This window comes from Duganella sp. FT27W, assembly GCF_009295655.1.
Classification (GTDB): Bacteria; Pseudomonadota; Gammaproteobacteria; order Burkholderiales; family Burkholderiaceae_D; genus Rugamonas; species Rugamonas zoogloeoides.
In genome coordinates, this window is the sequence record NZ_WHIV01000002.1 from 368,608 (window position 1) to 389,035 (window position 20,428).

General features: G+C 62.7%; 26 protein-coding genes. 12 read left to right on the forward strand and 14 right to left on the reverse strand.

Annotated elements, in window-relative coordinates; genetic code table 11:
• Nucleotides 1-51: 51 nt before the first annotated feature.
• Nucleotides 52-999, reverse strand: a complete 948-nt coding sequence (locus F8197_RS07890) for a triacylglycerol lipase (RefSeq protein WP_152881429.1) — start codon at nt 997-999, stop codon at nt 52-54.
• Nucleotides 1,000-1,090: 91 nt separating this feature from the next.
• Nucleotides 1,091-1,876, reverse strand: coding sequence for an RNA methyltransferase (locus tag F8197_RS07895; protein WP_152881430.1), 786 nt, complete (start codon nt 1,874-1,876; stop codon nt 1,091-1,093).
• Between the two features lie 178 nt (nt 1,877-2,054).
• Between F8197_RS07895 and F8197_RS07900 the strand changes: the two genes are divergently transcribed.
• The 5 genes from F8197_RS07900 (at nt 2,055) to F8197_RS07920 (ending at nt 6,741) form a co-directional block, all read left to right on the forward strand.
• Nucleotides 2,055-2,837, forward strand: coding sequence for an inositol monophosphatase family protein (locus F8197_RS07900; protein WP_019921985.1), 783 nt, complete (start codon nt 2,055-2,057; stop codon nt 2,835-2,837).
• Between the two features lie 235 nt (nt 2,838-3,072).
• Nucleotides 3,073-4,569 carry a DEAD/DEAH box helicase gene (locus tag F8197_RS07905; protein WP_152881431.1) on the forward strand — a complete coding sequence of 499 codons (1,497 nt, stop codon included), beginning with the start codon at nt 3,073-3,075 and terminating at the stop codon, nt 4,567-4,569.
• 67 nt (nt 4,570-4,636) lie between these two features.
• The gene (gene hyi, locus F8197_RS07910) at nt 4,637-5,413 is read left to right on the forward strand and encodes a hydroxypyruvate isomerase (protein WP_152881432.1); all 777 of its coding nucleotides are present in this window, start codon (nt 4,637-4,639) and stop codon (nt 5,411-5,413) included.
• Nucleotides 5,414-5,487: 74 nt separating this feature from the next.
• Nucleotides 5,488-6,291 (forward strand): hypothetical protein, encoded by an 804-nt coding sequence (locus tag F8197_RS07915; RefSeq protein ID WP_152881433.1) that lies wholly within the window; start codon nt 5,488-5,490, stop codon nt 6,289-6,291.
• A gap of 15 nt (nt 6,292-6,306) precedes the next feature.
• Entirely contained in the window at nt 6,307-6,741 is a 435-nt protein-coding gene (locus tag F8197_RS07920; RefSeq protein ID WP_152881434.1) for a hypothetical protein, read from the forward strand.
• Here the strand turns inward: F8197_RS07920 and F8197_RS07925 are convergent, their stop codons facing one another.
• From F8197_RS07925 to F8197_RS07940, 4 genes are all read right to left on the reverse strand, one after another.
• Nucleotides 6,742-7,095: a hypothetical protein gene (locus tag F8197_RS07925; RefSeq protein WP_152881435.1), complete on the reverse strand. Its 354-nt coding sequence runs from the start codon at nt 7,093-7,095 to the stop codon at nt 6,742-6,744.
• 97 nt (nt 7,096-7,192) lie between these two features.
• Nucleotides 7,193-7,753, reverse strand: a complete 561-nt coding sequence (locus F8197_RS07930) for a hypothetical protein (RefSeq protein ID WP_056138793.1) — start codon at nt 7,751-7,753, stop codon at nt 7,193-7,195.
• Nucleotides 7,754-7,847: 94 nt separating this feature from the next.
• Nucleotides 7,848-8,726 (reverse strand): zinc-dependent peptidase, encoded by an 879-nt coding sequence (locus F8197_RS07935; protein WP_152881436.1) that lies wholly within the window; start codon nt 8,724-8,726, stop codon nt 7,848-7,850.
• Nucleotides 8,727-8,860: 134 nt separating this feature from the next.
• The gene (locus F8197_RS07940; protein WP_026637310.1) at nt 8,861-9,472 is read right to left on the reverse strand and encodes a winged helix-turn-helix domain-containing protein; all 612 of its coding nucleotides are present in this window, start codon (nt 9,470-9,472) and stop codon (nt 8,861-8,863) included.
• Between the two features lie 380 nt (nt 9,473-9,852).
• Between F8197_RS07940 and F8197_RS07945 the strand changes: the two genes are divergently transcribed.
• Nucleotides 9,853-10,896 (forward strand): OmpA family protein, encoded by a 1,044-nt coding sequence (locus tag F8197_RS07945; RefSeq protein ID WP_056138797.1) that lies wholly within the window; start codon nt 9,853-9,855, stop codon nt 10,894-10,896.
• A gap of 50 nt (nt 10,897-10,946) precedes the next feature.
• Complete coding sequence (locus tag F8197_RS07950; protein ID WP_152881437.1) at nt 10,947-11,810, forward strand: YihY/virulence factor BrkB family protein; 864 nt, start codon at nt 10,947-10,949, stop codon at nt 11,808-11,810.
• A 49-nt stretch (nt 11,811-11,859) separates the two neighbouring features.
• Here F8197_RS07950 and F8197_RS07955 read toward each other — a convergent pair whose 3' ends face one another.
• Nucleotides 11,860-13,035, reverse strand: a complete 1,176-nt coding sequence (locus F8197_RS07955; RefSeq protein ID WP_227012157.1) for an AI-2E family transporter — start codon at nt 13,033-13,035, stop codon at nt 11,860-11,862.
• Nucleotides 13,036-13,141: 106 nt separating this feature from the next.
• Nucleotides 13,142-13,453: a BON domain-containing protein gene (locus F8197_RS07960; RefSeq protein WP_056138804.1), complete on the reverse strand. Its 312-nt coding sequence runs from the start codon at nt 13,451-13,453 to the stop codon at nt 13,142-13,144.
• 249 nt (nt 13,454-13,702) lie between these two features.
• Here F8197_RS07960 and F8197_RS07965 point away from each other — a divergent pair, with 249 nt between their 5' ends.
• From F8197_RS07965 to F8197_RS07975, 3 genes are read left to right on the forward strand one after another with little or no spacing between them, the layout of a single operon-like run.
• Nucleotides 13,703-14,155, forward strand: coding sequence for a glycine zipper 2TM domain-containing protein (locus tag F8197_RS07965; RefSeq protein WP_056138806.1), 453 nt, complete (start codon nt 13,703-13,705; stop codon nt 14,153-14,155).
• A 56-nt stretch (nt 14,156-14,211) separates the two neighbouring features.
• A complete protein-coding gene (locus F8197_RS07970; RefSeq protein ID WP_019921971.1) occupies nt 14,212-14,364 on the forward strand; it encodes a DUF3309 family protein in 153 nt (50 codons plus the stop codon).
• Nucleotides 14,365-14,381: 17 nt separating this feature from the next.
• Nucleotides 14,382-14,732, forward strand: coding sequence for a hypothetical protein (locus F8197_RS07975; RefSeq protein ID WP_152881438.1), 351 nt, complete (start codon nt 14,382-14,384; stop codon nt 14,730-14,732).
• A gap of 90 nt (nt 14,733-14,822) precedes the next feature.
• Here the strand turns inward: F8197_RS07975 and F8197_RS07980 are convergent, their stop codons facing one another.
• The 6 genes from F8197_RS07980 to F8197_RS08005 all read right to left on the reverse strand — a co-directional run bounded on the left by F8197_RS07980 (nt 14,823) and on the right by F8197_RS08005 (nt 17,830).
• Complete coding sequence (locus F8197_RS07980; RefSeq protein ID WP_152881439.1) at nt 14,823-15,179, reverse strand: hypothetical protein; 357 nt, start codon at nt 15,177-15,179, stop codon at nt 14,823-14,825.
• Nucleotides 15,180-15,188: 9 nt separating this feature from the next.
• Nucleotides 15,189-15,575, reverse strand: coding sequence for a phage holin family protein (locus tag F8197_RS07985; protein WP_152881440.1), 387 nt, complete (start codon nt 15,573-15,575; stop codon nt 15,189-15,191).
• A 3-nt stretch (nt 15,576-15,578) separates the two neighbouring features.
• Nucleotides 15,579-15,881, reverse strand: a complete 303-nt coding sequence (locus F8197_RS07990; RefSeq protein WP_152881441.1) for a YqjD family protein — start codon at nt 15,879-15,881, stop codon at nt 15,579-15,581.
• A 68-nt stretch (nt 15,882-15,949) separates the two neighbouring features.
• Complete coding sequence (locus F8197_RS07995) at nt 15,950-16,486, reverse strand: ferritin-like domain-containing protein (protein WP_019921966.1); 537 nt, start codon at nt 16,484-16,486, stop codon at nt 15,950-15,952.
• A 33-nt stretch (nt 16,487-16,519) separates the two neighbouring features.
• The gene (locus tag F8197_RS08000) at nt 16,520-17,422 is read right to left on the reverse strand and encodes an OmpA family protein (RefSeq protein WP_152881442.1); all 903 of its coding nucleotides are present in this window, start codon (nt 17,420-17,422) and stop codon (nt 16,520-16,522) included.
• 21 nt (nt 17,423-17,443) lie between these two features.
• Nucleotides 17,444-17,830, reverse strand: a complete 387-nt coding sequence (locus tag F8197_RS08005; RefSeq protein ID WP_056138818.1) for a DUF4398 domain-containing protein — start codon at nt 17,828-17,830, stop codon at nt 17,444-17,446.
• Nucleotides 17,831-18,023: 193 nt separating this feature from the next.
• Here F8197_RS08005 and F8197_RS08010 point away from each other — a divergent pair, with 193 nt between their 5' ends.
• Nucleotides 18,024-20,033, forward strand: a complete 2,010-nt coding sequence (locus F8197_RS08010; protein WP_152881443.1) for an AsmA family protein — start codon at nt 18,024-18,026, stop codon at nt 20,031-20,033.
• Between the two features lie 130 nt (nt 20,034-20,163).
• Nucleotides 20,164-20,388 (forward strand): glycine zipper 2TM domain-containing protein, encoded by a 225-nt coding sequence (locus tag F8197_RS08015; RefSeq protein WP_019921962.1) that lies wholly within the window; start codon nt 20,164-20,166, stop codon nt 20,386-20,388.
• The last annotated feature ends 40 nt before the right edge of the window (nt 20,389-20,428 follow it).

A 20,428-nucleotide genomic window follows, 5' to 3' on the forward strand; every position in this document is an offset into this window, starting at 1 on the left:
TTTGCTGCACTTCACAGGAGTAACCATACAGCAACCAAGAACAACACAAAGTCACACAAAGTCACACTGTTGCGTGGAAACGATTTCTGCCAGCGCACAGCGCACGATCTCCGGATGCCGGCCCAGCGCCACGTGCCCTATGGCGCCGAACACCAGGTTGCGCGCGCCGGGCAGCTCGCTCGAGTTCTGCGGGGCGACGATGTTGTCGTGGACAGAATAAATGGAACAGAACAAGTTCCGTTGCAAATTAGCGTCACCTGCTGCCTCGAAGGCGGCCAGCGTGCCCAGCCAATCGCTGCCGCAGCGCATTTGCACCGCGTTGCTGCCGGGGCCGAGGTCGGCCAGCACGGTGCCGTGGTGCGGCGTGCCCAGCGTGATCACGCGGGCAATCCGGTCCGCGCCGTGGTGGCGCAAGTACGCGCGCGCCACCAGCCCGCCCATGCTGTGGGCCAGGATGATCACTTGCGCGCTGCCAGTCACCGCGCACAAATGTTCTACCGCCGCCTGCACCTGCGGCGCGAAATCGTCGATAGCGGCGCCGGGCGGCTCGAGGTCGATGCCGTAATGACTGATACCGGCGGCGCGCAGCTGGTCGCTCATCGGCCGCCAGTAGCCGCTGTTGCAGCCGTAGCCATGGATCAGCAGTACCGGCAACCCGCGCGCCTGCGGCTGCAGTTGCAGGCCGACGGGGCGCAACATATACCAGGACGACGTCAGCATGGTGGACGCGAACTCGTGCAGGAACAGCCGCGTAGCGGTGAGCGGGTCGAGCGCATGGATGGCGTCGGGCACGCTGCGCGCGCGCCAGCTGATGCGGAAATTGTTGGCGGCGATCAGCATGCGCACCAGCAGCAATACCAGTACACCGCCGGCCAGTGCGACCAGTACCGCGACCGGTGCCGGCCAGCCGGCAGGCAGCCAGGTACGCAGGCCGGCGGCCACGGCCAGCACGCCCAGCACTTCGATCACCAATAAGAGGATCAGCAGACGTTTGATCATCGAGATAAGGTTGATGTATGCACCAGGCCTGGCGTCGGCAGCGCACGACGAACGCGAGTATCCGTCATCCCGCACCGGCAGAAGGCCCGGATCACTTGCGCCCCGAGGTCATCTGCCGCGCAATCCCGCGCAGGATATTGACTTCTTCCTTCTCCAGCTGCGCCCGCGCGAACAGGCGCTTCAGGCGCGGCATCAGCTTGCGCGGATTACCGGCATCGAGAAAACCGATCTCCACCAGCGCGCTTTCCAGGTGCTGGTACATGCCCTCGATCTGCGCCAGGCTGGCAGCTTCGCCGTGGAAGCCGATCTCGTTGGCGTCCCCCTGCGGCTGGCGCACGCTGAGCACCTGCGGCGCCTGGTCGAGCACGGCCATCCGGCACTCGTAGGCCACCACCTGCGCCGCCTGCGACAGGTTGAGCGACGAATACTCGGGATTGGCGGGAATGTTGATCAGCACATTGCACTGCTCGACCACCTCGTTGGGCAGGCCGAAGCGTTCGTTGCCGAAAATGACAGCCGCGTGCAATGCCGGCTGCGCCACCAGTTGCGTGGAAAACTGCCGTGGCGTGAGCACCGGCGGCGAATATTCGCGCAGGCGCGCACTGACGGCCGCCGCGAAGTTGATGCCGTCAAGCGCCTCGGCCATGCTGCCGACCACGCGGGCGCCGCTCAGGATATCCTGGGCGCCGCTGGCGAATGCCACCGCCTCCGGGTCCTTCACGGCATCGGCAAAACGCGGATTGACCAGCACCAGGTCGCTGTAACCCATGGTTTTCATGGCGCGCGCCACCGCCCCGATATTGCCCGCGCGACTGGTCTCGACCAGGATGAAACGCAGCTGTTTGAAAAAGTTAGTAGGGGTTTGGGGCAGGTTCATTTAAAATATCGCTATTGCGCTGTTTCAATACGGTTGTTCCGCAGGGAGTTCTGCCCCGGATTTTACCTTGTTGCCGCCGCCCCGCTCTTTAATTCACTCTTGTCCTCTAACGCGTCGCCGGTGGCATTGCCCCGGTGGGCGTTAGCGTTCTTTTAACGGAAAAGTCATCATGCACCCAATGCTCAACACGGCGATCAAAGCTGCTCGCCGCGCCGCCACCGTCATCAATCGCGCCTCGTTCGACCTCGACCGCGTGATCGTGACCGAGAAAAATCACAAGGATTTCGTCACCGACGTCGATCAGGCCGCCGAACAAGAGATCATTGGCGTGCTGTCCAAGGCTTATCCCGACCACGCGTTCCTGGCTGAAGAGTCGGGCGCATCGAAGAACAACCACGACGAGGCTGAATACTGCTGGATCATCGACCCGCTCGATGGCACCACCAACTTCATGCACGGCTTCCCGCAATACTGCATCTCGATCGCACTGGCCCAGCGCGGCGTGATCACCCAGGGCGTGATCTACGACCCTGTGCGCAACGACCTGTTTACCGCCACCAAGGGCGCCGGCGCCTACCTGAACGAAAAGCGCATCCGCGTTACCAAGCTCGACCGCATCGCCAACGCCCTGCTGTCCACCGGCTACCAGGCTGGCAACGCCAAGGCCCTCGACGAATACCTGAAAATGTACGGCATCATGGCCGAACGCAGCCACGGCGTGCGCCGTCCGGGCAGCGCCGCGCTGGACCTGGCCTACGTGGCGTCGGGCCGCCTCGACGGTTTCTACGAAAAAGGCCTGAAGCCTTGGGATATCGCAGCGGGCGCCCTGATGGTGACCGAAGCGGGCGGTATCGTCGGCGAATTCAATGGCGAATCGGACTACCTGTACAAGGGTGACATCATTGCCGCCAGCCCGAAAATCTTCGGCCAGATGGTTGGTCTGCTGACCCCGTTTGCCTGATAGATAAGAAACACATAACAAAAGCCTTGCGCTGGTTTCATTGACGTAAGGTTTGTTACAAAAAAAGGGGGCGATCCGCCTCCTTTTTGTTTCCCAAGCGAAATTCCCTTCCAGCTTAGCTGTTATAGTGCTAGCTGCGGCTTGCCATCCAGTCTTGCGCCGCACCTAGATAATCCCGATTGCCTGCGACTGGCGCCTCAAGAGGGCGACAGGCCGATCTCATACAAAGCTACCCATGCCATTTTCCTCACTCGGTTTGTCCGACGCTATCGTCCGCGCTGTTGCCGACACCGGCTACACCACCCCGACGCCGATCCAGACCCAGGCCATTCCTGCCGTCCTGAACGGCGGCGACCTGCTGGCAGGCGCCCAGACCGGCACCGGCAAGACCGCCGGCTTCACCCTGCCGCTGCTGCAACTGCTGTCGTCCAGCGCAATCGGCAAGGCATTCACCACCAATAGCTCGCCGCGCGCCATCCGCGCCCTGATCCTGACCCCGACCCGCGAACTGGCGGCCCAGGTCGAGGAAAGCGTGCGCATCTACGGCAAGTACACCAAGCTGAACTCTGCCGTGATCTTCGGCGGCGTCGGCATCAACCCGCAAATCAAGCAACTGAAACACGGCGTCGACATCCTGGTCGCCACCCCGGGCCGCCTGCTGGACCACATGCAGCAAGGCACCGTGGACCTGAGCAAGGTCGAAGTCCTGATCCTGGACGAAGCCGACCGCATGCTGGACATGGGCTTCATCCGCGACATCAAAAAAGTGCTGGCCGTGCTGCCGCCGAAACGCCAGAACCTGCTGTTCTCGGCGACCTTCTCGGACGAGATCAAGGCCCTGGCCGACGGTTTGCTGAACAACCCGGCCACCATCGAAGTGGCCCGCCGCAATTCGACCGTGGAAGTGATCGCGCAAAAGATCCACCCGGTTGACCGCGACAAGAAACACCCGATGCTGGCCTACCTGATCAAGACCCACAAGTGGACCCAGGTGCTGGTCTTCACCCGCACCAAGCACGGCGCCAACAACCTGGTGGAAAAACTCGGTGGCGACGGCATCACTGCCATGGCCATCCACGGCAACAAGAGCCAGTCGGCCCGTACCCGCGCGCTGAGCGAATTCAAGGATGGCACGCTGCAAGTGCTGGTCGCCACCGACATCGCCGCGCGCGGTATCGATATCGATCAATTGCCGCACGTGGTCAACTACGACCTGCCGAACGTGCCGGAAGACTATGTGCACCGGATCGGCCGTACCGGCCGCGCCGGCGCCACCGGCGAAGCGGTGTCGCTGGTGTGTGTCGATGAACACGACATGCTCAAGGATATCGAAAAGCTGATCAAGCAAACCCTGCCGCGTGAAGTAATTCCTGGCTTCGAGCCGGACCTGAACGCGCGCGCGCAACCGATCCAGCTGCGTAGCGGCGGCCCTGGCCATCGCAATGGCGGCGGCGGCGGTCGCGGCGGCAACGGCGGTGGCCGTGGCAAGCCGGCCGGTGGTGGCAATGGCAGCAACGGCGGCGGCAATGGTGGCGGCGGCAAACCGCGCGCACCTGGCGCCGGTGCCGGCGCCTCGGCCGGTAACGGCGGTGGCCGCAGCGGTGGCGGCGGTGGCAACGGCGGCGCCCGTACCGGTGGCGGTCCAGCCCGTAGCGGCGGTGGCGGCAACGGCAGCGCGCCGCGCAATGGCGCCAACCCGTCGCAACATCGCTCCGGTGGCCGTGGTCGTTAATCGGACCAAGCCAGCTGCACAATGAAAACCGCCTTCGGGCGGTTTTTTATTGCCTTATAATTTGCCCATGCCTAAATTTGCCGCCAACCTGTCGATGTTGTTTACCGACCTCCCCTTCCTCGACCGCTTTGGCGCCGCCCGCGCCGCCGGCTTCGAGGCCGTCGAATTCCTGTTCCCCTATGCATGGCCCGCCGAGCAGATCGCCGCGCAATTGCGCGAGCATGGCTTGCAACTGGTGCTGTTCAACCTGCACCCGGGCGACTGGGATGCCGGCGAACGCGGCATGGCCTGCCACCCGGACCGCAGCGACGAGTTCCAGGCCAGTGTGGCCGCCGCCCGCGATTACGCACTGGCGCTGGGGGTAAGACAGGTGCATTGCATGGCCGGCAAAATCCCGCCCGGCGTGGCGCCCGAGCAGGCCCGCGCCACCTATATTGCCAATCTGCGCTACGCCGCCGGGCTGCTGGCGCCGCACGGCATCAAGCTGCTGATCGAGCCGATCAACCATTTCGACATGCCCGGCTACCTGCTCAACCGCAGCGCGCAGGCGCTGGCGATCATCGACGAAGCCGGCTGCCCCAACCTGTTCCTGCAATACGACATCTATCATATGCAGCGCATGGAAGGCGAATTGAGCAACACCATCCGCGCCAACCTGCCCCGCATCGCCCACCTGCAAGTGGCCGACACGCCGGGGCGCCACGAGCCGGGCACGGGCGAAATCAATTACCGCCACCTGTTCGCCCTGCTCGACCAGTTGGGCTACGATGGCTGGATCGGCTGCGAGTACAACCCGGCCGGCGACACCCGCGCTGGCCTGGGCTGGCTGACTGCACTTACCTAGCCCGGTCTGCGCAGTCGCAACACCGCGCATCAAGCGCAGGGCAACAATGATCCTCATTTCCTTGAGGAGGCCCCATGATTTCGCTACGCTTGACCTGGCTACGTTTATCCGTTCACGCGCTACTGATTGCGTGCCTGCTGGCGGTCTTTGCCATGCTGGGCGGCTGCGCCAGCAGCACCCCGCGCATGGCCGACGTGCGCGCCTTTGCCGCCGACGCACCCAAGCTCAACGCCTACCACGAACTGACCGAACGCTACCGTAGCGCCTACGAGCGCCAGCAGCCGTACCTGGCGCCCGCCGCCGACCTGCGCGAACGTGCGCTCGACGCCAGCCGCAAACAGGCCAGCGACGATTTCCGCCGCATCGACGACGTGGTGCAAGCGTATATGCAGGCGCTCGGCGCGCTGGCCGGCGACCGCCGGTACGACTTGCGCGACCCGCTCAAGGTGGTCGGCACCGGCATCAAGGCCTGGCCAGACACCGGCCTGGAAGACCGCCACGTCAACGCCTTTACCGGCCTGACCCGGTTGCTGTCACGCGCGGTCACGGCGCCGATGCAGGAGCGCGCCGTCAACGACCTGATGCGCGACGCCAGCGAACCGGTGCAGCAGCTGCTCGATGCCATGCGCAACCTGCTGCGCCTGTACGACCGCTCCAATGACAACGAGCAGCGCATCGTGCTGGGCATGCTGGAGATGGAAATCCCCTACCTCGACGCCAACCGCGACCGCCTCCTGATCGCACTGGCCAAGTCACACCTGCAGGAAAAGACCGCCGAGTACCGCCTGATCGGCCTGCGCCACACGCTGGCGCGCAAGAACCTGGACCAGATCGCGCAGCGCCACCGGGCGCTGGTCGAGAGCCTGCCACAGCCTTGATTTTGGAGAGCCATCATGAGCCTTGAATCCCCCCGCAATACCCAGCGCGATCTCGAAACGCTGGCCGACAGCCTGTCCGCCAGCGCCGATGCGCTCCATGCGCGCCTGATGCGGGCTATCCGTCAGAAAATGCCCGGCACCAGCGAACCCGCCATCAGCCGGGCTGCTGCGCAGGCGCTGTTCGCCAACGAAGTGACTTTGCGCCAGCATGCGCTGGGCCTGTACCTGGAAGCGGCCAGCCTGGCCGCCGCCGGGCTCGGCGGCTTGCAGAAACAGTTGCTGGACGTGACGGCGCAGGCGCAGGAAAAGATCCGCAAGATCGACCAGATCAAGGATTTGATTGCGCTGACGGGAGAACTGCTGTCGCTGGCGGCGGCAGTGCCCACCGGCGCGCCGGAAAAGCTGGTGGCGCCTTATGAAAAACTCAAGGCGCGGGTGGAATCGATGTAGTCATTGCCACGGCTGGCTGCGGATGCGCGCCACCTGCCGCTGCGCCAGCAAACGCCATAGTTGCAAGGCATCGTCCTGCGGCAGCGCGGTCATCACGCGCGGGTCGGCCAGCGCCAGCTCGCAATCGCGGTCCGACCACTCGGCAAACCGCACGGCGCCGCCGCTCGACACTTCCACTTCGTACATCAAACCGTCGTCATAACCGAAGCGCAACACGGCGCTGCCGGGCTCGCCGTCAGGGCTGGCGGTCTTGCCGCTATAGACTTCGGCCAGGGCATCGGCCATTTGCGCCTCGGACGGCGCCTGCAAGTCGCGCCCGTCCGGGCGGGTCAGCACTACCCATGCCTGTGTCATCGCCGCGCCTCCCGGGTTTTGTAAATTCATTGTAGCAATGATTATCGGGAAATCCGCGATTGTCAGAGCGCCAGTACCGGATACGCAACAGGACGGTTCAAGCCGGCACGGGGCGCGAGGTCGGGTCAAAATCGCGCCAGTCGCCGGCGGCGATGGTCCCTTCGGCGCGCTCGAGATTGCTGGCGCCGAGGCTGCGCAGCACGTCGAGCGCCTGCTGCTCGCGGGCCTGGTCGGCCACCGCCACGGCTATCATCATGCCGGATTTGCGGGGCGGGATCATGTTTTCGTGACCGTCGCGCCCTTCTTCGGGTTCGCCCGCATCCTTCATTTTCGACAGCGAGAACAGCGAACCGACGTGGGCCCCCACCAGCGCACCGACCACCGGCCCCAGCGGACCGGCGATCGGAATCGCCGCGCTGCCGGCCACCGCGCCAGCGACGGCACCGGCGCCGCCGCCCTGTACCACGCCCTCGTCGCTTTCCTTGGCGCCCGGCGATTTATCCTGGTCGCCACCGAGCTCGTGGACATCGTGCTGGCCCTGCGGGTTGACGTAAAAGGCGCTGATATCTTCGTCGGCAAAGCCCGCACGCTGCAAGGCGGCGCGGGCCGTAGCGATCTCGTCCTGGATCTGGAAATGTCCTGCGATGATGTGGCTCATGCTGTTCTCCCTGTGGTCGGGCCGCAAGCGGCGATGGCAGCAATATGCGCCCGCGCCCACCGGGAGTCGGTGCGCAGGCGCACCCCGGCAAAGCCTAATGAACGTTGAAGCTGTAGCTGATCTCGCCCGGCTCCAGCTGGACCGGGGGCGGCGGTGGTGGCGGCATCCACTGGCGCGGATCGACGCGGTAGTACTTGATGAATTCGGCAAACAGCTCGGCATGGTGCTCGGCCATCTGGTACGGCTTTTCATAAAAGGTTTCGGTGGCGACCGCGAAGAATTCGGCCGGGTTGGTGGCGCCGTAAGGATCCATCACCGTCTCTTGGCGATACATTGCGCGCATGCGCAGGCTGTCGTAATTGCGTTGCAAGATCTCGGACCATTCGCGGTAGCTGGCCCGGTTGCCCAGGTACGGGGCGCCGTTGGCGCGGCCCGATTCGCTGTCGAGCTGGTGGGCAAACTCGTGCAACACCACGTTGTGGCCGTCGGTCCAGTCGCCGGCGCCGCGCTGCACATCGTCCCACGACAGCACCACGCGGCCATCGTCCCACGATTCGCCCAGCATGCTCTGGCGTCCTGGCGTAACCACGCCGCCGGGACCGATTTCCGCCCGTTGCGCAACGAATTCGGACGGATACACGAGCACCGTGTGCAAGGCCGGATACACCTTGGTGTGACGGTTGAGTAGCAACATGCACGCCTGGCCGGCGATGGTGACGGCGATTTCGTCGGTCATCTCCAGCCCTTCGCAACCGACAAATTTCTTTTGATGCAGGAACTGCACGACTAGCTTTTGCAACTGCTGCTGCAACTCGGCTGGCATGCGGTGATAGACGGGAATATTACGCTGCAAGATCGCCTGCGCGTCGGCCGGTAACGGCCGCGCCAGCAACCGGCGCAGGCGCCAGCGCGGGTAATACAGGGGGAGCGCTATGGCCAGCAGCGTGAGGACTATCCAGATCAAGGCTTCCATGTACAGCGCATCCGTAAAAGTTCAGTGATGCTTAAGTGAGGACACTTGCCCCTCTTTCAATACATCGGCAACGCAAACATTCCGAAATGCAAAAAGCCGGGACGAACCCGGCTTCTTTGATGTTACCGCCGAAATTACTCGGCAGCTTTTTGCTGCGATGGCGCCGAGCCGAACAGCGCGGCAACCAGCGGGTCACGCATGACCGGGCCACGGTTGACGCGGATCGCGTAATGGGTGTCATCGGCCAGGATGTGGAAGTGGCGACCGCTGCCGGCCATGGCTTGCTCGCGCAGGCCTGGACGTTCCTTGCGCGGTGGCGCGCCTTCGCGTTTAGGCTGAACGATGGCGGCCAGGAAGGCGGCCACGCGTTCCGGATCGGGCGTGAGCTGGTACACAGCCTTGCCCAGGTAGGTAGCGGTGCCTTCCACGTAACGCGCCAGTTCGATCACGCCGGCTTCGCGCAGGTCGCGGATGTACTTGCGGGCGCCCGATGGCGAAAACTTGAGGAACCAGGCGATTTCATCGGCCAGCATTTCGTGCATGGACAGCTCGGCGATGAGCTTTTGCATGTTTTCAATGCGGCGCAGGGTGGCGGAAGTGGAACGCACACGCTCGATCGAGGCCATCGACAAGCCGGGTTTGCGGTCCAGTGGCACGGGACGCTCCAACAGCTTGCTGGTGGTCGATTGCATGTCGAGCGACGCTTTCATTTCGTTCTGAACCAGGGTTTGGGGTTGTGCGTGCATGTGTACACTCCTTAATAACAAATTGCCGAGATTGGTTTTGCCGGGATATTTGGCAGCGGAGGCTGTGTGATTGAAGATCAAGCGCTACAGTCTCTGCATCTGACGCCAGAATGCCTTTTTGCCGCGCACCAGTCTGTGCGGCAACGAACATTAGCGGCGAAACCCGAACAATGAATATAGGACACCCCCCATTTCGGGAAGTTGCATGAATTGCCCGATCAAATCAACAATCTGTGTTGAATTTGATACAGCACAATCTTTTGTGCGGTAGCGTACTGAATGAACTGACTATTTTGCATAAAGTTCGTTCCTAGCAGCGGTGAACAAAACACAGCTGACAACGAAACATCGAAACATCCTTCATTAATCGGGAGCTTACCTTGAATAAAACTAAGAAAATCGCCCTCGCCGCAGCAGCACTGTGTGCGTCGTTCTCCGCCATGGCTCAAGAGCCGGTCATCAACCCGTCGTGGTATGTCCAGCCTAGCGTCAACGGCATCAAACCGGACGACGACTTCGGCGTAGACCGTCGCGGCCCGGGTGGTGGCCTGAAGTTCGGTAAGGCAGTCAACGAAAACTGGGACGTGCAAATGGGCGGCACCTACGCCCGTTCGAAAGACAATGGCGACCGCTACCAGCAGCAAACCCTGGGCGTTGACGGCCTGTACCTGTTCTCGCGTAAGTCGTTCCGTCCATTCATCCTGGTGGGCGCCGGTGTCCAGCGCGACAAGCTGGCCCTGGCCGGTCAAAACGAGATCTCCAAGAACTCGCCATACATCAGCGCCGGTCTGGGTTTCCAGGCTGACATGAACGAACGTACCACGTTCCAGGCCGACATCCGCAATGTGCACGGCTTCCTGCGTGACGACGTGTTCCCACGCACCGACAAGAGCAACAACCTGTACCTGACCGTTGGTGTGAACTTCGCCTTCGCCGCGCCACCACGTCCAGCACCACCGCCACCACCGCCAGCACCAGTCGTGGCTGAACCACCACCGCCACCACCAGCACCAATGCCACCACCGCCACCACCACCGGTGCGCATGGAAAAAGTGACGATGTCGGCCACCGAAATGTTTGGTTTTGACAGCGCCAAGCTGAACCCGAACCAGCCTAAACTGGACGAGATCGCTACCCTGCTGAACAACAACCCTGGCATCAACGATGTCACCATCGCCGGTTACACCGACCGCCTGGGCGCCGAGAGCTACAACCAGAAACTGTCCGAGCGCCGCGCGAACTCGGTCAAGGAATACCTGGTCGGCAAAGGCGTTGCAGCCAACCGTCTGAGCGCCGAAGGCCGTGGCGAAGCGAACCCTGTTGTCACCTGCGACAACAAGCGTAAAGCTGACCTGATCAAGTGCCTGGAGCCTAACCGTCGCGTTGAGGTGGAACAAATCACCATCGAACGTCGCGTGAACTAATTCACCCGGAAAAGCCCCGCAACTTCGGTTGCGGGGCTTTTTTTTTACTCATGAGAAAAAGAGATATATTTTCGGTGCTGAAATGTACCGTTTCCGAATGGTTCTCGCACCGCGCCGGCAGCATGGGCGCGGCGCTGGCGTTCTACACCCTGTTTTCCATGGCGCCGATCCTGGTGCTGGTACTGGCCATTGCCGGCTGGTTTTATGGTCCGCAGGCGGCGCAGGGCGAGCTGTTCGCCCAGCTCAACGGCCTGGTCGGCCAGCAAGGCGCGGAAGCGATCCAGCTGGTCTTGGCCGGGGCAAAAAACAAGGAAGAAGGTCAACTGGCCACGATCATCGCGTTTTTCCTGCTGATCTTTGGCGCCACCACCGTGTTTGCCGAACTCAAGTCAAGCCTGGACGTGATCTGGCAAGTGCCGCCGGTGACCACCAGCACGGCGTGGGACGTGATCCGTACCCGGCTGCTGTCGTTCGGCATGGTGCTGGTGCTGGCGTTCCTGCTGATGGTGTCGCTGGTAGTCAGTGCGGTGTTGACGATCATCCAGAAATACTGGGACCGGATCTGGGTCGATGCCGGCGAAGCGCTCACCGGCATCAATTACGCGATCAGCTTCCTGGTGATTGCCGCCTTGTTTGGCGTGATCTTCAAGATGCTGCCCCGCGTAAAACTGTCGTGGCAGGATGTGAGCATCGGCGCGCTCGGCACCGCTGCCCTGTTCACGCTGGGGAAATTTGCCATCGGCGCGTATATCGGCAACAGCGGCGTGGCCAGCAGCTATGGCGCGGCCGGCTCGGTGATTGCGCTGCTGCTGTGGGTGTATTACTCGGCGCAGATCTTTTTCCTGGGCGCGGAATTTGCGCGGCAGTATGCCTTGCAACTGGGCAGCCTGAAAGACAAAACTCGGGCGCCATAAAAAACGGGGCGCCGGCAACGCCAGCGCCCCGTTTTTCATCTCGGTCGCCCTACTCTCCCAGCAGTTCGGCCACCACTTCCATCCCCTCTACCCGCTCGGCCACGACCTTGACGATCACGATCACAGGCACGCCCAGCAGCAAGCCCCAGACGCCCCACAACCAGCCCCAGAACAGCAAACTGACAAAGACGGCTGCGGCATTCATGCGGGCGAAGCGGCCGGTCATCCAGGTCGTGATGATGGTGCCGACCAGGGTGGCGATCGCCAGCGAGGTGCCCATCACCAGCACGCTCATCTGGATCGATTCGAATTGCAGCAGCGCCACCAGGCCCGTGGCCAGCATGATCAGCAGCGGGCCGAAGTACGGCATCAGGTGCAGCAGGCCGGCCACGATGGCCCAGGCGCCGGCGTTTTCCAGGCCGATCCAGCGCAGCGCGATCCACATCATGACTGCCAGCATGCCGTTGGTGACCAAAAGCATCAGCATGTATTTCTGGATCGACGTATTGATGTCTTCCAGGATGTGGACCGTGATTTTTTTCTTCGATAAAGATGGCCCGGTGAGCTTGACCAGCTTGCGCTTAAAGGTGTCGCCGGACAGCAGCAGGAAAAACACCAGGAAGATCACCATGGTGGCCTGGCTCAGAAAGCCCATCAGCCCCATCGAGCCTGCCCACACCCAGTTCATCAAGGGGAACTCGGGCGACGTTGCCGGGATGGCCTTGCGCGCTGCGCGCCGTTCCTGGGCGCCGGCGGTGGCCTGCTGCAACTCGGTGGCCACGGCCTGGATGCGCTGCAAGGCGCTCGAGCTGCCATGCAGGCGCTCGCTGACCAGCTTCGACAGCTTATGGCCGGTGCTGGGCAGTTCCTCGACGATGGACTCGAACTCGCCATGCAGTTTATCGACCGCCATCACCGACCCGCCCACGATGGCCGCCGTGATCAGGGTGGCGGCAATGGCGCGCGGCACGCGGCGCCGCGTCATCCAGCCCATCAGCGGACTCAGGGTGTAGCTGATCAGAATGCCCAGCAACAGGGGAACCAGGAAATTGCGCGACCACTGCAAGGCCCAGACGAAGGCGACAGTGGCAATGATGCCCAGCGCGAGACCGCGGGCGTTGACATGAATGGGGAAACGCTGAAGCACACCGGGGTCGGCCGTGCTACTCGATGCCGGGCTCGCCGTAAGGGTGGCGGGAGGAAGGTCTGCGGGCTGCTGGCTCATGATGACTCACAATAAAATTACGGCGCGACATACCGAAGCATGTCGCGCCGATCGCGTTCGCCGTTGCCGGAAACCGGCAACGACGGACCAGCGACATCGAGCGGAATTACTTCACGCGGATATCGTTCTTGACGGACGAAACGCCTTTGACGCCACGCGCCACTTCGCCGGCTTTGCCGATGTCAGCAGGCTGGGCCACGAAGCCGCTCAACTGCACCACACCTTTGAAGGTTTCCACATTGATTTCGGTGGTTTTCAGGGTAGGTTCGTTGAAGATCGCAGCTTTTACCTTGGTGGTCACAACAGCATCATCGACGAACTCGCCGGTGCCTTCCTTGGTCGAAGTCGAAGCGCAACCTGCAGTTGCCAGCAGCGAGACGGTGAACAGTGCGGTAGCGATTTTGTGGGCGATTTTCATGGTGGTTCTCCTTGGTGTTTTGATCGAATCAGGTTGTCAGCCGAGCGACGCCGTATGGTTGTTTGGTCGTCGCTGCTGCCGATGGAAACGTTTTACGCCCATCACGGCAAGGACTCTGTACGGTATCGTACACACGCTGAAATTTGGCAAAGTCACCACATTTATTCCACGTAATTACTTGGTGCGAAAGCGCACAGACCTGTGCGCGCAGCATGATTATTCTGAACTCATTACTTTCAGGAGGACAACATGAATTCGAACCGCACCCTTGCCGCTGTCGTACTTGCCGCCACCGCCGTACTGAGCGGCTGCGCCACCAGCAACCAGAATCCAGGCTACGGTCAGCAGACCGGCTACCAGAATGAAGCAGCCAGTTATGGCACCATCGAATCGATCCAGGTCAGAACCGTCGAGGGCAAAGGCAGCGGCGCCGGCGCCGTCGCTGGCGGCCTGGTGGGCGCGCTGCTCGGTAACCAGGTAGGCTCGGGCAGCGGCCGTGCCGCCGCCACCGTGGCCGGCGCAGTCGCTGGTGGCGTGGTGGGCAACAACGTTGAAAACAACCGCAATGCACCGCGTGACGAGTACCAGATCAGCGTGCGCATGGACAATGGCGATTACCGCCTGGTGAACCAGGACAGCGTCTACGACCTGCGCGTGGGCAACCGCGTGCGCCTGATCGACGGCCGCCTGTACCGCTATTAATTTTTTTCGCTTATCGCGATCATCCCGATCAATAACTCAAACTTAAGGGGAATACCATGGGCACCATCATTCTGATCATCCTGGTCTTGTTACTGGTTGGCGCATTGCCTACCTGGCCGCACAGCCGCAACTGGGGCTATGCACCGAGCGGCATCACCGGCCTGCTGGTCGTGATCCTGCTGATCATGCTGCTGACCGGCCGCCTGTAAACCACGGGGAGCCCGTCATGACGCCTTTCCAGACCCTGAAATGCGGCGCCGTGCTCGCCCTGTCCTGCGCGGCGTTTGCCGCGCAGGCACAAGACAATACGCCTCCGCAAAACGTCCAGCTGCAACAGCAGGAAATCGCCAAGGGTGATCCGGCCCGCTGGCACCGCGAAGACGTCACACCTGCGCAAAAAGAGCGCACCCTGCGCAAGGAAATCGGCGCAGCCCTGGCCGAAGCCAAGCAGGCGTGCGCCAAGGGCCCTGCCGCCGAGCGGGCCAGCTGCCTGAAGCAGGCGCAGGATACCTATCGCCACGACATGGCACGCGTGACGGCGGTGCTCGCCGAGAACGAACAACCGCGCCAACCCTGATTTTTGCTCCATTAAAAACATTCGGGCCCGTCAGCGAATATCGCTGACGGGCCCGATTTTTGTCGATCTGGCGGCGGCTGGGCTGAAGAATCAGCCAGCGGAGCGCTTGCGCTTGAGCAGCCACGCCACGCCGACACCGGCCAGTGCCGCCACACCCAGTACCGGCTTGATCAGGCGCTTGCGCGCCAGGAACGAGCCAACCGTGATGGCGTAAGGCATCAGCGCCTTGTAGTTGAAGTTGCTCAAGCCGCCCGGCTGGATCAAACCGCCCAGGCGTGCCTGGGCCAGGCTGACCGCGTGGTCGACCGCGCCGTGCATCAGCGCATCGGGACGCATGGCTTGCGCCACCAATGCCTTGGCATGGACGACCTTGATGCGATACAGCTCGCCTTCGCGGATCAGGCGCTGAATGTCGGCCGCAACCGGATCATGTGCATGTTTGCTCATCTGCTCTCCTTACATCAACATGTCGCGGTCGGACTTGAGCTCGGCCATGGTGGCCGGCATCGACAGCTTGCCGGCGCTGATCAGGCCACGCGCGTACATGATCAAGCCTATCGCCAGCAGCAGGAAGAAGCCCGCCAGGATCGGCAGGATGAGCCAGCCCAGCGCGTTCCACGCCAGGTAACCCACCATGACCGTTATGCACGCCAACGCAAAACAGCCGGCCACCAGCGCGACGGCAAACGCCACCACCAGTTGCAGCAGGTGATTACGCACCTGCGACAGCTCGAGGGCAGCGAGTTCCAGCCGCGTCAGCAGCAGGCCCATGCTGTTGCGGGCGATGTTGCCCAGCGACGCAATCAGGCCGGGCGGACGGTTCACTTCGTCAGCTTGCGCCATCGGTTACTTACGGCCGATGATCACACCGACCAGCAGACCGATGCTGGCTGCCGCAGCGACCGAGCGCCATGGATTGTCCTTGACGTAGGCATCGGCCTGCTTGGCCGCTTCCTTGCTGGCCGCCAGGGCGCTGACTTGCGCTTCGTGGGCTTTGGCCAGTGCGGAGTCGAGGGCACGCATGCCACGGCCGCGCAGCTCGTCGGCTTTTTCGCCGGTGAGCGCGGTGGCGGCGGTGAACAATGCTTGAGCATCCTTGACCAGAGTTTTCACGTCGTTATTCACGGTGCTGATATTTTGTTCCAACATAATGATGCTCCTGTTATGGTTGTGAGAAGTGAAAACTGTACAACAAATTCACCAACTGGCCTAATCGCTTATTCAAGCAGATCGCGCATATCGTCCGCGTGTTCTTCTTCCACGGCCATGATGCTGATCAAAAGGTGGCGCGTGGTCGGGTCGGTATCGCCGATTTGCTCGATCATTTGACGATAAGACTCGATGGCGACGCGCTCGGCGATCAGGTTAGCCTTGATCATCGCTTGCACGTCGTCCGATGCATCATACTCGGCATGGCTGCGTGCGAGCAACGTTGCAGGATTGAAATCAGGCTGACCGTTGAGCTGAACGATGCGTTCGGCCAGCGAATCGGCGTGCTCCTGTTCCTGGGTAGCGTGCTCGAGGAACTCGGCCTTGATGGGGCCGTTTTGCAAGCCACTGACCGTGTAGTAGTGGCGCTTGTAGCGCAGAACGCAGACCAGCTCGGTAGCCAGCGCGTCGTTGAGCATCTTGATCACTGCCTCGCGGTCGCCCTTGTAGCCGGCCGTCACCGGGCCGTCGAGCATATTGCGTGCTGCTTCGCGGATGGCTTCACGATCGATGCCTGCCGGATGGGTGGGGTTGGATTCAGCCATGATGAATAGTCCTTTTCAAGAAAAAATACGGGATTAACGACGGTTGGTGATCGGTGCGCCGTTTTGCGACAGCACGATTTCCACGCGACGGTTGAGTTGGCGGCTGGCAGCGTCGTTGTTGCCGGCCACGGGGTAGGCAGCGCCGTAACCCTTGGTGGAGATCTTGTTGCCAGGCACACCCATGCCTACCAGGGCCTGGCGCACGGCGTCGGCGCGGCGCTGCGACAGGTCGAGGTTGTGCGACGAGCTGCCGGTGGAATCGGTAAAGCCTTCGATCAGCACCATGCTTTTTGGTTCCTGGGCCAGCACGTCGGCCAGCTTTTGCGCGGTGCGCATGCCTTCGGCGCTCAATTCGGCTTTGTCCACATTGAACAGCACGTCGTTGAGGGTGATGACCAGGCCACGATCGGTTTGCTTGGCCTGCAGATCGTTCAGCTGCTGCTGCAGTGCTGCAGCCTTGGCTTGCTCGTCGCGGGCCGAGGCGGCTGCGGCGTCGGCTTGCTGGCGTGCTGCATCGGCATCGGCCTTGGCGCGCTCGGCGGCCATGCGGGCCTTGTCGGCTTCGGCGGTGCGCGCTTCCAGGCGCACCTCGTCACGCTGGCGGCCGGCTTGGGCCACGTTGGCTTCGGCCTGGCGTTGCTTGGTCACCTCTTGTGCCACGGCGATTTTTTGCTTGGCAAGATAGGCCAGCTTGTCGATGTCGGCCAGGCTTTCTTTCTGGGCGGCGGCAGCGTTGGCGCGGTCCAGCGCGTCGGCAGCGGCCTTGAATTCCACCGGTGCGTTGGCAGCAACGGCCGGGTTGCTCTGGGCGGCAACGAAGTCACCGCGCGCGCCATCGAGCTCGCTGGTGGTGATCGGGGCGCTGCTGCACGCAGACAGGACAATTGCCACGGCAACGGCAGCAGGCAGGATACGCAGTTTGGTCATCAGTTTCATGTGGGGCTCCGGTTTTATTGATTATTGTTGTTGGGTATTGGCGCGATTGGCTTCTTCGCGCAGCACACGAATGCTTTGTTGCAGCTCGTCGGCAGCAGCAGTGGCCTTGGCCGAGTTGGCCTTGCTTTGGGCCAGCTGGGCGTCGGCCTGCGCTTGCGCGGCCAGGTCCTGGGCCAGCTTGTAGTCCTTGGCGGCGAGCGCCTGGTTGGCGCGCATCATTTTTTCACGAGCCGATTTCATCTCTTCCGGCGCCAGGTCGGCAGCGCCGGCCGAGGTGGCGTTGGCAACAGCAGCGCGGGAGACGGCGACATCGGCGGTGGCCGGGGTCTTTTCGCTGGCGCAAGCTGCCAGGCCCAACAGCGCCAGGGCGCCGCAGATTACTTTGACTTTATGCTGAACGGTGTTCATTTATTGTTCTCCTCGTGAAATATTGAACTGACAAGTAACGTTATAGGCCCATGCCCAGGCGCACTCAGTTCGGTGCCGCACATAGAGCGGAGTCGATGATGCCGGTGCACGCCGTACGTGCGCTGGCGCACCGGGACGGGTCGCCGTCACGGTCCTGTGTAGAATGTGGCAACCTTCCCGTCGCAAACTACCCATGCCTCCTGCCCTGCTCCGCCGCCGCTCCGTTCGTATCGCTCTTGTTGTCGCGGGAGTGGGCGTAATCGCCACCGCTGCCGCCGCGATCGCGCTGGCAACTTATGACTGGAACAGCGCGCGGCCGTGGATCAGCCAGCGCATCGGCGAGGCCATCGCCCGGCCGTTTTCCATCCGGGGACCACTGACGCTGGCCTGGCGCCAGCAGGGGTCCGGCGCCGACCGCACCTGGCGCGATTATTTGCCACTGCCACACCTGGTGGCGCGCGATGTGCACATCGGCCAGCCGGCGGCGATGCAGGCTGGCGGCGAATTCGCCAGCGTGGGCCAGTTCGCGTTCGCGGTGGAACTGCTGCCGCTGCTGCGCCAGCGCATCGTGGTGCCGGTGCTGCGCTTCGAGCAGCCGCAACTGTGGCTGCTGCGCGATGAGGCGGGCCGCAACAACTGGACCTTTCACCAGGACGACAAGCAGCCGGCATGGCAGCTGGCGGTACAGCGCGTGGTGCTCACGCGCGGCGTCGTCAACTACCGCGACGCATCCACCCATGTCGATGCGGTGGCCACGGTTGACAGCATAGCCAATGACAAAACCTACGGCGTGGCGTGGACCCTCAAGGGCAAGTGGAACGAACAAGCCATCAGCGGCAGCGGCAAGTCGGGCGCGGTGCTGGGCCTGCAGGAGCACGCCACGCCGTACCCGCTGGCCGCCAGCCTCGACGTGGGCGGTACCCGCATCGCCGCCGAAGGCACACTCACCCGCCCCGCCGCGCTTACCGCGCTCGACCTGAAACTCAAGATGTCCGGTCCCAGCATGGCGCGCCTGTACGGCATCACCGGTGTGCTGCTGCCCGAAACGCCGCCGTTTTCCACCGAGGGGAGATTGACCGGCAGCATCAACCGGGCCGGCAGCCACTGGCGTTACCAGGACTTCACCGGCCGCGTGGGCAGCAGCGACATTGCCGGCCGGCTCGATTACCGCTCCGCCACGCCGCGCCCGCTGCTGACCGGCACGGTAACCTCGAAGCTGCTGCAATTTACCGACCTGGGGCCGCTGGTGGGCGCTGATTCCGCCGCCAGCCGCGCAGCGCGCGGGGCCGAGACTGTCCAGCCGCGCAACAGGGTGCTGCCCGTGGAAGCGTTTCGCAAGGATCGCTGGACCGCGCTCGACGCCGACGTCAGGCTCCATGCCCAGCGCGTCACGCGCGGCCAGGGCCTGCCCGTGCAAAATGTCGAGACCCAGGTACACATGAAAGATGGCGTGCTGTCGATGAAGCCGCTCAACTTCGATATCGCCGGCGGGCGGTTCGCCTCGAACATCGTGCTTGACGGCAGCGGCAAGGTCGATCCGCGCGCCATCCGCGCCGAGCTCAAGGCCGACCTGCGGCGCCTGCAACTCAAGCAGCTGTTCCCGGATATTAGCGGCATGCGCGCCACCGTCGGCGAAGTCAACGCCGACGTGGCGCTGACAGCCAGCGGCAACTCCGTCGCCGATTTGCTCGGTACGTCCAATGGCGACTTCAAGGGCGCCGTCAGCGGCGGCAGTGTCAGCAAGCTGATGCTCGAGGAAATGGGCTTGAACTTGGGCAGCGTGGTGGTCACCCGCCTGTTCGGCGACGAGCAGGTCAAGCTCAACTGCCTGGTGGCCGACTTTGGCGTCCGCAACGGCCTGATGCGCTCGCGCCTGTTCGTGGTGGATACGGCGGAAGCAGTCATCAATGCCAGCGGCACCGTCAACTTGGCCAACGAAAAACTCGACCTCACGCTCAAACCCGACGCCAGGAGCATGCGCATCCTGTCGCTGCGCTCGCCGATTTACGTGCGCGGCACGTTCAAGGATACCGATGTGAGCATCGACAAGGGCAGCATGGCGCTGCGCGCCGGTGGCGCCGTGGCGCTGGCGCTGGTGGCGCCGGTGGCGGCCATCGTGCCGCTGGTCACCACGGGATCAGGAGGGTCACCAGCGTCGCAGTGCCCGGCACTGCTGGCGCGCGGTCCCGCCGCCGGCAAATGAGCAGGACGCTAAAGGGTAACAAGCTGTTTCAGGGTGCGGTGCCTAACTGAGATTCGATTCGGCAAGAAGTATTCTTCAGCCATCGGTGCGGATGAGACCGCGCCTTCATGAACGACCTGAGGAGAATACAATGAATACGATCAAACGAGTTGCTTCGGCAGCGGCAGTGGTAGTGGCAACCCTGAGCCTGACGGCGTGTGCCGGCATGTCCAACCAGGACCGTAACACGGCAGTTGGCGCTGGCGTAGGCGCAGTGGCCGGGTCCGTGCTGACCGGCGGCAGCGCTGTTGGCGCGGTCGGTGGCGCAGCAGTCGGTGGCGTGATCGGCAACCAGGTGCAAAAACCAACGCGTTAAGCGACCACCAGCGATGGAAAAATCCGTCATGCCCGCGCCA